The organism is Rhizobium sp. P1_E6 (assembly GCF_056405875.1).
The window spans coordinates 215,468-224,403 of record NZ_JBFUBG010000003.1 but is presented as its reverse complement, the minus strand read 5'-3'; the positions used below and the strand labels follow the sequence as shown (position 1 = coordinate 224,403).

General features: G+C 59.7%; 10 protein-coding genes and 1 pseudogene. 8 read left to right on the top strand and 3 right to left on the bottom strand.

Annotation, left to right across the window (positions count from 1 at the left end):
* The coding region (locus AC1D35_RS03815) for a sodium/proton-translocating pyrophosphatase (RefSeq protein ID WP_477938224.1) at positions 1 to 1,010 on the top strand (1,010 nt) is incomplete at its 5' end.
* Between the two features lie 175 nt (positions 1,011 to 1,185).
* On the opposite strand, the gene AC1D35_RS03810 is transcribed toward AC1D35_RS03815, so the two are convergent.
* Entirely contained in the window at positions 1,186 to 1,719 is a 534-nt protein-coding gene (locus tag AC1D35_RS03810) for an outer membrane protein assembly factor BamE (protein ID WP_113295303.1), read from the bottom strand.
* 188 nt (positions 1,720 to 1,907) lie between these two features.
* Between AC1D35_RS03810 and AC1D35_RS03805 the strand changes: the two are divergent.
* The 6 genes and pseudogenes from AC1D35_RS03805 to AC1D35_RS03780 all read left to right on the top strand — a co-directional run bounded on the left by AC1D35_RS03805 (position 1,908) and on the right by AC1D35_RS03780 (position 6,340).
* Positions 1,908 to 2,499, top strand: a pseudogene (locus AC1D35_RS03805) (ubiquinol-cytochrome C chaperone family protein).
* Positions 2,500 to 2,510: 11 nt separating this feature from the next.
* Positions 2,511 to 3,065, top strand: coding sequence for a DUF177 domain-containing protein (locus AC1D35_RS03800; RefSeq protein WP_113308440.1), 555 nt, complete (start codon positions 2,511 to 2,513; stop codon positions 3,063 to 3,065).
* A 101-nt stretch (positions 3,066 to 3,166) separates the two neighbouring features.
* Positions 3,167 to 4,213 carry a phosphate acyltransferase PlsX gene (gene plsX, locus AC1D35_RS03795; protein ID WP_113295306.1) on the top strand — a complete coding sequence of 349 codons (1,047 nt, stop codon included), beginning with the start codon at positions 3,167 to 3,169 and terminating at the stop codon, positions 4,211 to 4,213.
* Positions 4,214 to 4,232: 19 nt separating this feature from the next.
* Positions 4,233 to 5,204, top strand: a complete 972-nt coding sequence (locus AC1D35_RS03790) for a beta-ketoacyl-ACP synthase III (RefSeq protein WP_113295307.1) — start codon at positions 4,233 to 4,235, stop codon at positions 5,202 to 5,204.
* Between the two features lie 106 nt (positions 5,205 to 5,310).
* Positions 5,311 to 5,649, top strand: a complete 339-nt coding sequence (locus tag AC1D35_RS03785; protein ID WP_007819963.1) for an integration host factor subunit alpha — start codon at positions 5,311 to 5,313, stop codon at positions 5,647 to 5,649.
* Positions 5,650 to 5,797: 148 nt separating this feature from the next.
* On the top strand, positions 5,798 to 6,340 hold the full coding sequence (locus AC1D35_RS03780) for a MerR family transcriptional regulator (protein ID WP_113295308.1): 543 nt from the start codon (positions 5,798 to 5,800) through the stop codon (positions 6,338 to 6,340).
* Positions 6,341 to 6,383: 43 nt separating this feature from the next.
* Here the strand turns inward: AC1D35_RS03780 and AC1D35_RS03775 are convergent, their stop codons facing one another.
* The gene (locus AC1D35_RS03775) at positions 6,384 to 6,725 is read right to left on the bottom strand and encodes a response regulator (RefSeq protein WP_113295309.1); all 342 of its coding nucleotides are present in this window, start codon (positions 6,723 to 6,725) and stop codon (positions 6,384 to 6,386) included.
* A gap of 193 nt (positions 6,726 to 6,918) precedes the next feature.
* Between AC1D35_RS03775 and AC1D35_RS03770 the strand changes: the two genes are divergently transcribed.
* Positions 6,919 to 8,556, top strand: coding sequence for a response regulator (locus AC1D35_RS03770; protein WP_113308441.1), 1,638 nt, complete (start codon positions 6,919 to 6,921; stop codon positions 8,554 to 8,556).
* Between the two features lie 33 nt (positions 8,557 to 8,589).
* On the opposite strand, the gene AC1D35_RS03765 is transcribed toward AC1D35_RS03770, so the two are convergent.
* Positions 8,590 to 8,910, bottom strand: coding sequence for a DUF1236 domain-containing protein (locus AC1D35_RS03765; RefSeq protein ID WP_113308442.1), 321 nt, complete (start codon positions 8,908 to 8,910; stop codon positions 8,590 to 8,592).
* Positions 8,911 to 8,936 lie beyond the last annotated feature (26 nt).

Genomic DNA, 8,936 nt, shown 5'->3' with positions numbered 1-8,936 from the left:
ACGTCATCCAGGGCCTTGCGGTATCCCTGGAATCGACGGCCCTGCCGGCAATCGTCATCGTCGGCGGCATTATCGCCACCTATCAGCTCGGCGGCCTGTTCGGCACCGGCATTGCGGTCACCGCCATGCTCGGCATTGCCGGCATGATCGTCGCACTCGATGCCTTCGGTCCGGTCACTGATAATGCCGGTGGTATCGCCGAAATGGCCCATCTGCCGCCGGAAGTGCGCAAGTCCACGGATGCGCTCGATGCCGTCGGCAACACGACGAAGGCCGTCACCAAGGGTTACGCGATCGGTTCGGCCGGTCTCGGTGCGCTGGTGCTCTTTGCCGCATACGCGAACGACCTGCAATATTTTGCAGCGCATCCTGACCAGTATCCCTATTTCCAGAATATCGGCCCGATCTCGTTTGATCTGTCGAACCCTTACGTGGTTGCCGGTCTGCTGTTCGGCGGACTGATTCCTTATCTCTTCGGTGGCATCGCGATGACCGCCGTCGGGCGTGCTGCCAGCGCGATCGTCGAGGAAGTGCGTCGGCAGTTCAAGGAAAAGCCCGGCATCATGCAGGGCACGGAGAAGCCTGATTACGGCAGAGCCGTCGATCTTCTGACCAAGGCAGCGATCCGCGAGATGATCATACCGTCGCTGCTGCCGGTGCTGGCACCTATCGTTGTCTATTTCGGCGTGCTCGTCATCTCCGGCTCGAAGGCCTCAGCCTTTGCAGCACTTGGCGCATCGCTGCTTGGCGTCATCATCAACGGTCTCTTCGTGGCGATCTCGATGACGTCGGGAGGCGGCGCATGGGACAATGCTAAGAAGAGCTTCGAGGACGGCTTCGTCGACAAGGACGGCGTGCGCCACATGAAGGGCTCGGAGGCTCACAAGGCGTCGGTGACAGGCGACACCGTCGGCGATCCCTACAAGGATACGGCCGGTCCCGCCGTCAATCCGGCGATCAAGATCACCAACATCGTGGCGCTGCTGCTGCTGGCGGTTCTCGCAAGCTGACGCATGTCGCGCAAAACTGTTCAGCAGTTTTGCGATGACGACATGCGGAAAACGAGGACTTGAAACGTGGCAAGTGAATCTTAAAGATCGCGACGTGCTTCAAGACGCTTCAAGCGAATGAAATAAAACCCGCCGGATCGCTCCGGCGGGTTTTTTGTGTGGAAAACAGTTTGCGTCAGCGCAGGCTGGACGGGTTCTGCGGCGTGCCGCCGGCACCGCCACCGAACAGGCTCTTGGCCGCATTCGCCGCGCTGCCGCCGGACAGCATCTGCTGCAGGAAGGTGAGTTCGCGGCCACCGGTCGGCGTGACGCGGGCAATCGTGTCGAATACCTTGCCGTCCTGCAGAGTATAGTTGGCGCGGCGGGTCACGACGCCGTCCTTGTCGAAATAGATGGCGAGAATGCTCTGCTCGGTGACGCGCAGCTTCTGGTAGGCCATCGAGCGCTGTCGGCGCTGCGAGATGTAATAGAAGACTTCGCCGTCGAAGGTTGCCGTCGTGGATGGCGTACCGAGCGACAGCAGCACCTGCTCGCGGCTGGAACCCTCGGGCACCAGCGCCAGCGACTGCTCATCGACAATATAGCCCCCGTTCAGCACGGTGCTCGTCTGGCAGCTTGAGAGGGCGGTGGCGGAGGCGATTACGATGGCAATGGCCGCATTGCTGAAGAATTTCACGTCTGACTTGAAATACCGTTTCTTCAACGACATCTACTCCCTTGAGTATCGATAGCAGCCATTCCAAACACTGCGTGCTTCCTCCTGCAAAACCATTGTGGCCATTCCGGGGTCGAATTTTCCCGATCCGCCTCTTTGTCCACCGAAGCGCAGCTGTCCCGAAACCAGCCACGAACAGCATTGCAATTCGCGCCTGCTTCGGTAAACCAGCTTTCGAAATCATGCAACAAGGCCCGGTGCCGCTCGGCGCCAAGAATGCGGCATTTCCGGAAAAAACAAATGATCTTCGGGCTCTTCGGTAAGAGAAACAGCAACCAGGCCATCGTCGAGCGGCAATACGCGGCTCTGACGGCCGCTGCCCGCATGCCGGAGCTCTATGAACGCCTTGACGTGCCCGATACCGTCATGGGCCGCTTCGAGATGCTGTCGATTGCCATGATCCTGTTTTTCCGCCGCACCCGCGCATCGGGGACGAGCGGCCAGGAGATCGCCCAGGAAATCGTCGATGCATTCTTTCAGGATATCGACTATTCGATTCGCGAACTCGGTATCGGCGACAATAGCGTGCCGAAGCGCATGAAGAAGCTCGCGGGCATGTTCTATGGCCGGCTTGAAGCCTATTCGAAGGCGATGGATGCCGGTGATGTCGCGGCTCTTTCCGCGGCACTCCAGCGCAATATCTATCCCGAAACCGCTGGGGCTGCCGACATGAGCGGGCTGGCGCATTGGATGATGGCGGCGGAAGCCCACCTGTCGGCCATTCCCGAAGAGGCGATCTCCACCGGCTCGGCGACGATTCCGCAGGTCGCCTGAGGAGCAAGACCATGAAGAACGATCACAACGAGATTCCTTTTTCCTATCCTGTAAAGGTCGGCCACATTTCCGCTAACCCGGTTGAGGTCCGCGTGAGCGCCGACAAGGACGAGCTGAAGGCCTTGGCCGAAAGCTGGAACGTCGTGTCGGTGGACGATCTCCACGCGGATCTGCAGATCAACAGGTGGAAGCGCGACGGCATACGCGTCAAGGGACGCGTGCAGGCGAAGATCGTTCAGTCCTGCATCGTTACCCTCGAGCCGGTCGAATCCAGGATCGATGAGACGTTTGAGCAGATCTTCGTTCCGGAAAATTCCAAGCTCGCGCGCCATCCGGCCAATGATGCCGGTGAAATGATACTGGATCCTGACGGTCCGGATCTTCCGCAGACCTTCGTCGGCGATACGATCGATGTCGGCGAGATCGTTGCGGAATTCGCCGCACTCGCCATCGATCCTTATCCGCGCAAGGAAGGCGTGGAGTTCGAGGGTCATATCGAGGACACCGGTGAAAATGACCGGAAGCCTTCCGCATTTGCCGCGCTTAAGGACTGGAAAAAGGACTGAAGCATCCCCGGCATTTGCCACAATTCAGTTGTAAGCGACGCCAAAACCGGTATTTTGGCCGAAATTTCGTCCTGGAGGCGAAAGAGAAGGATCAGGGACGCGTGATCAGAATATCTCTCGACCTCATGGGTGGCGACTTTGGTCCCCAGGTTGTCATCCCTGGCGCCGCCAAGGCGCTGGACAGGCACCCGGATATTTCCTTCGTCTTCTACGGTATCAAGGAACAGTGCGAGCCGGTTCTGGCGAAGTTTCCCAAGCTCAGGGAAAAGTCGACTTTTCATGATTGCGAGCTTGCCGTCAGCATGGAGGAGAAGCCCAGCCAGGCGCTTCGCCGCGGCCGCTATATCTCCAGCATGTGGCGCACTATCGAAGCGGTGAAGTCGGGCGAGGCCGATGTCGCCGTTTCCGCCGGCAACACCGGCGCGCTCATGGCCATGGCAAAGTTTTGTCTTCGCACGATGGCCAATATAGAACGCCCGGCGATCGCCGCCATCTGGCCGACGATGAAGGGCGAAAGCATCGTGCTCGACGTTGGCGCCACGATCGGCGCCGATTCGCAGCAGTTGATGGATTTCGCGCTCATGGGCGGCGCGATGGCACGCGCGCTCTTCGAGTTGGAGCGCCCGACCGTCGGCCTGCTGAATGTCGGCGTCGAGGAAATCAAGGGCCAGGAAGAGGTCAAGGAGGCCGGTCGCCTGCTGCGCGAAGCCAATCTCGATTCGCTCGAATATTCCGGCTTCGTCGAAGGTGACGATCTTGGCAAGGGCACAGTCGACGTCGTGGTGGTGGAAGGCTTTTCGGGCAATATCGCGCTGAAGGCCGCCGAAGGCACAGCCCGGCAGATTGGCGCCTATCTGCGTGCTGCAATGTCGCGCACGCTGCTTGCCCGCATCGGCTATCTCTTCGCCAAGAGCGCTTTCGACATGCTGCGCGAGAAGCTCGATCCGAGCAAGGTCAACGGCGGCGTCTTCCTTGGCCTGAACGGCATCGTCATCAAGAGCCATGGCGGAGCGAATGCCGAAGGCATAGCCGCGGCCATCGAAGTCGGCTATGACATGGCCAAGAATGGCCTGACCCAGAAAATAGAAAACGATCTCAAAAAATATCATGCCAAGCGGCTGCCCCCTATGGGGCCGGAAGCCGCGTGAGCGACGGGGTTCAAGCAATATGATCCGATCAGTGGTTCGTGGCTTCGGAGCTGCACTGCCGAAACGCGTGATGACCAATCGCGAAATGGAAGGTGTCGTCGACACGTCGGACGAATGGATCGTCCAGCGTACCGGCATCCGGCAGCGTTACATTGCCGGAGATGACGAAACGACGGCGTCGCTCGGCGAGGCGGCAGCGCGTGCCGCGCTCGCAAATGGCGGGCTGACGCCTGGTGATATCGATATGATCATCTGTGCCACCTCGACGCCTGATAACACCTTCCCGGCGACATCAGTCAACATCCAGAATCGTCTCGGCATGGCGCATGGCTTTGCCTTCGACGTTCAGGCCGTCTGCACGGGTTTCGTCTATGCGGTGACGACGGCCGACGCCTATATCCGTGGCGGTCTTGCCAAGCGCGTACTCGTCATCGGTGCTGAGACCTTCTCCCGCATCCTCGACTGGAATGACCGCACGACATGCGTGCTTTTCGGAGACGGCGCAGGCGCGATCGTGCTGGAAGCAGCCGAAGGCGAGGGGACGACGGCAGACCGCGGCGTGCTGACCGCGCATCTGCGCTCCGACGGTTCGCATAAGGAAAAACTCTACGTCGATGGCGGTCCTTCCTCGACGGGTACGGTCGGCAAGCTGCGCATGGAGGGCCGCGAGGTCTTCAAATATGCCGTGGGCATGATTACCGACGTCATCCAGGCGGCCTTCGATTCGACCGGAACGACCTCTGATGATCTCGACTGGCTGGTCCCCCACCAGGCCAATCGCCGCATCATCGACGGTTCGGCGAAGAAGCTGAACATTGCCCCGGAAAAGGTTGTCATTACCGTCGATCTTCACGGCAATACGTCCGCTGCCTCCATTCCGCTGGCGCTTGCGACGGCTGCAGGCGACGGACGCATCAAGAAGGGCGACCTCGTGATGCTGGAAGCCATGGGCGGCGGTTTCACCTGGGGCGCCGTTTTGCTGCGCTGGTAGGCACAAATCCTAAAAAACTGGCGGCGAACAAGAGCTTGACCGTAAGGCGCAAGACAAATACTCTTTGCTCGCTTTCACAAAATAATTTCTATTGGGCGGGGAAACCATGACCGGAAAGACAGTGACGCGAGCAGACCTGGCGGAATCCGTTTTTCGCAAGGTCGGTCTCTCCCGGACAGAATCTGCTGAGCTGGTCGAAACGGTTATCGACGAGATTTGCAACGCCATCGTGCGCGGCGAAACCGTCAAACTTTCCTCCTTCGCGACCTTCCAGGTGCGTGACAAGAACGAGCGTATCGGGCGCAACCCGAAGACCGGCGAGGAAGTTCCGATTTCGCCCCGCCGCGTCATGACCTTCAAGGCTTCGAATGTGCTTAAGACGCGCATTCTCAAGTCCCATGTTGCCCGGAAGGGCAAAACCAAGCCGCAGAACCCGGCTGCCTGATCATCTTTTCCCGCCGAACGGAACCTTTTTTTGCCGCGTAGCTCCTCCTGCTGTGCGCAACGCGAAGACGTGACTTGAATTCTCGGCTCCAAACCGTTGAAATGTGATGAGTCGCCGTTTGGATCGATCCGCGAGGTCGCGTAGCAGTATGACGTTGGACAAGAGCCCGGATGCCTTTCGCACCATCAGCGAAGTTGCTGATGATCTCGACTTGCCGCAGCATGTGCTGCGCTTTTGGGAAACCCGCTTTCCACAGATAAAGCCGATGAAGCGTGGCGGTGGCCGGCGTTATTACCGGCCGGAGGATGTCGATCTTTTGAAAGGCATCCGCCATCTGCTCTACGATCACGGTTATACGATCAAGGGTGTACAGAAGCTCTTAAAGACCAACGGCAACAAGTTTGTCGTTGCGGTCGGTCACGGCGATCTTGCAAGCGTCGAATCACTCTCGGCCGGCGTGAACGATACCGCCGCAGGGGAACCGCGCATCGCCATGGCGGAAGAGGACCAGATCGTTGGCCGCGCCAAGCCGCCGATCACGCGCCGCTTCTTCAATTTCGTCAGCGGCGAGGACGATCAGCCGGAAATCTCGGTCGGCAAGTCGAGTGTCGGCAAGGAGGATCGTGCGCTTCTCCAGGAGGCGCTTTACGATCTTCTGGAATGCAAGCGTCTGCTCGATCAGGTGCGTTAGAGCCTTTCCTGGTCAGAATGCTTGAGGCTGGCTCTGGCAGCCGCTAGGCCTGCATGCCTTTCAGCGCTTTTTCGAGATCGGAGAGCCGGAACGGTTTTTGCAGGACAGGCTGGCTTGAATTGCTGCCTTCGGGCGCGCTGCCATATCCCGTCGCAAAGACATAGGGCTTGCCGAGCGCCTCAAGCAGCTTTGCGATCGGTAGCGAGCTCTTTCCAGCCAACGAGACGTCGAGGATAGCCGCGTCGAATTCCTTGTTCTGGACCGCATCGAGCGCCTGCTCCAGATCCGGAACGCTGGCGCTGACGCGGTAGCCGAGATCCTCAAGCATCTCCTCAAGCAGCATGGCGATCAGCGCGTCGTCTTCGACGATGAATATGTCTTTCATGGTCCCGTCCACCCTTTACCCTTGCGTAGGCCCGTGTCAGGCCCCTTGCGGGGGATCACGGCTTATCTGTCCCGAGCCGGCTGCTCGTCAAGGCTGGGGAGCCAGCGATGCGAGAAACAGCGTATTGCCCGGCCGGATTCGATATGCAAAAGCTGGAGTACCGTTTTCGTAACGGAGGGGAAGAGGCTGGAAAATGGATTTGTTGAGCACCACGGACTGGCTGCGTCAAAGGCCGGGCTTGACCTATCCGCTCGCCGTCGCCGTTGTCGCGCTCACCTTCCTGACGCGTCTTGCCGCCGGCGATTATCTCTCCGGCTTTCCCTTTCTAAGCTTCCTGCCGGCCGTCCTGATCGCAAGCTTCATCGGCGGCGCCGGGCCAGGTGCGGTTGCTGCTGTCCTGGCGGGCTTCCTTGTCCAGCAGTTCTTCGTCGTGCCGCATAACGTCTTCTGGCCCGTCACCTTTGGCCAATGGATCGGTCTGTCCACCTTCATCGTCAACGCATTCATCATCGTCGGACTGATGCAGGCGATCATCGTCTCGCATGGCCGGCAGGGGCATCTGCGGGAAGCGCTCAACAATTTCAATACAAGGCTGGAAGAGACAGTCACTCAGCGCACCGCCGAACTCAAGCGCGAGATGGAGGAGCATGCCGCTGCCCAGGCGCAAGTGCGCCAGTTGCAGAAGATGGAAACTATCGGCCAGCTGACCGGCGGCGTTGCCCACGATTTCAACAACATGCTGGCGATCATCATCGGCAGCCTCGATCTTGCTCAGCGCCGGTTGAACGGCAAGGAGGATCCACGCCTCCTGAATTCGATCCAGAGTGCCAGGGACGGCGCGCAGCGGGCGGCGGTGCTGACCGCGCGCCTGCTCGCCTTTTCGCGCCGGCAGCCGCTGGCCCCCGAGGTGACAGACGCCAATAAGCTGGTCGGTGGCATGTCGGAACTGCTGCGCCCGACGCTGGGCGAGCAGATCAGGATTGAGACGGTTCTAGCCGGTGGCCTCTGGCCGACATTTGCGGATTTGAGCCAGCTCGAAAACGCCATCCTCACTCTCTCGGTCAATGCCCGCGACGCCATGTCTGATGGCGGACATCTGACGATCGAAACGGCCAATACCGAACTGGACGACCGCTACGCCCGTACGCACCACGAGGTCGAGGCCGGCCAATATGTGATGATCAGCATCACCGATACCGGCACCGGCATGTCGCCCGAGGTCCTGGAACGCGCCTTCGATCCCTTCTACACGACGAAAGGTCCGGGAAAAGGGACTGGGCTCGGCCTCAGCCAAGTCTATGGCTACGTCAAGCAGAGCAAGGGACACATCAAGATCTATTCCGAGATCGATCGCGGCACGACGGTGAAGATCTATCTCCCGCGCTATGTCGGTTCCGGTGACGCACGTTTTGCGGCGACATCGATGGCGCCGATCCCGCAGGGAAGCGTCGAGGATACCGTCCTTGTCGTGGAGGATGACGAGAGCGTGCGGGAGATGACGGCCGAAAGCCTGCGCGAGCTCGGTTATAGCGTGCTGCAGGCTGCCGGCGGCCCCGAGGCGTTGGAGATTCTGGAGACCGAGCGCGTCGATCTCATCTTCACCGATATCGTGATGCCGCAGATGAACGGCCGCCAGCTTGCCGATACCGTCATGGAAAAGTGGCCGGATATCCGGATACTCTACACGACCGGCTATACCCGCAACGCCATTGTTCATAATGGTGTACTGGACCATGGCGTCTCGCTGCTTGCCAAACCCTTCAGCCTGGAGCAGCTCGCGCACAAGGTACGCGAGGTGCTGAACAGCAAGCCTCCCGCAGAACAGGCGTGAGGCCCGGGAAGAACCTCACGCCTTGCCGATAGCCTATTCCAGAACCTGAATGATACGGTGTGTCTGCGGCTCGACGATCACCCGGCGTTCGTTGATGACGGTATAGCCATAGCCGTCGATATTCGGCACGGTGTGGACTTCCACGGTGTTGGGAAGCGTCGCGCCGACGGCTATGTCGCCGTCATAGACGACGGAGGGAGCGCTCTGTTCCATCACATAGGTGCGTACTTCGCCCGGAAGAACGACGGTCGAACCGGTCGGCGCCGGATCGGTTACGATGACGCTGCTCTGCGCGAAGGCGGCAGAGCTTACGGTTAGCATGAGGGCGGCCGCGGCCAGCGTGGTTTTGCGCATGGATATTCTCCTTTTCCTACCCAGAC

Excerpts from the sequence above, each read along its gene's own strand:
- AC1D35_RS03780 (WP_113295308.1), top strand. The coding sequence starts at position 5,798 with ATGACGTTGGACAAGAGCCCGGATGCCTTTCGCACCATCAGCGAAGTT.
- AC1D35_RS03775 (WP_113295309.1), bottom strand. The coding sequence starts at position 6,725 with ATGAAAGACATATTCATCGTCGAAGACGACGCGCTGATCGCCATGCTG.
- AC1D35_RS03770 (WP_113308441.1), top strand. The coding sequence starts at position 6,919 with ATGGATTTGTTGAGCACCACGGACTGGCTGCGTCAAAGGCCGGGCTTG.
- AC1D35_RS03790 (WP_113295307.1), top strand. The coding sequence starts at position 4,233 with ATGATCCGATCAGTGGTTCGTGGCTTCGGAGCTGCACTGCCGAAACGC.
- AC1D35_RS03785 (WP_007819963.1), top strand. The coding sequence starts at position 5,311 with ATGACCGGAAAGACAGTGACGCGAGCAGACCTGGCGGAATCCGTTTTT.
- AC1D35_RS03810 (WP_113295303.1), bottom strand. The coding sequence starts at position 1,719 with ATGTCGTTGAAGAAACGGTATTTCAAGTCAGACGTGAAATTCTTCAGC.
- AC1D35_RS03765 (WP_113308442.1), bottom strand. The coding sequence starts at position 8,910 with ATGCGCAAAACCACGCTGGCCGCGGCCGCCCTCATGCTAACCGTAAGC.
- AC1D35_RS03800 (WP_113308440.1), top strand. The coding sequence starts at position 2,511 with ATGAAGAACGATCACAACGAGATTCCTTTTTCCTATCCTGTAAAGGTC.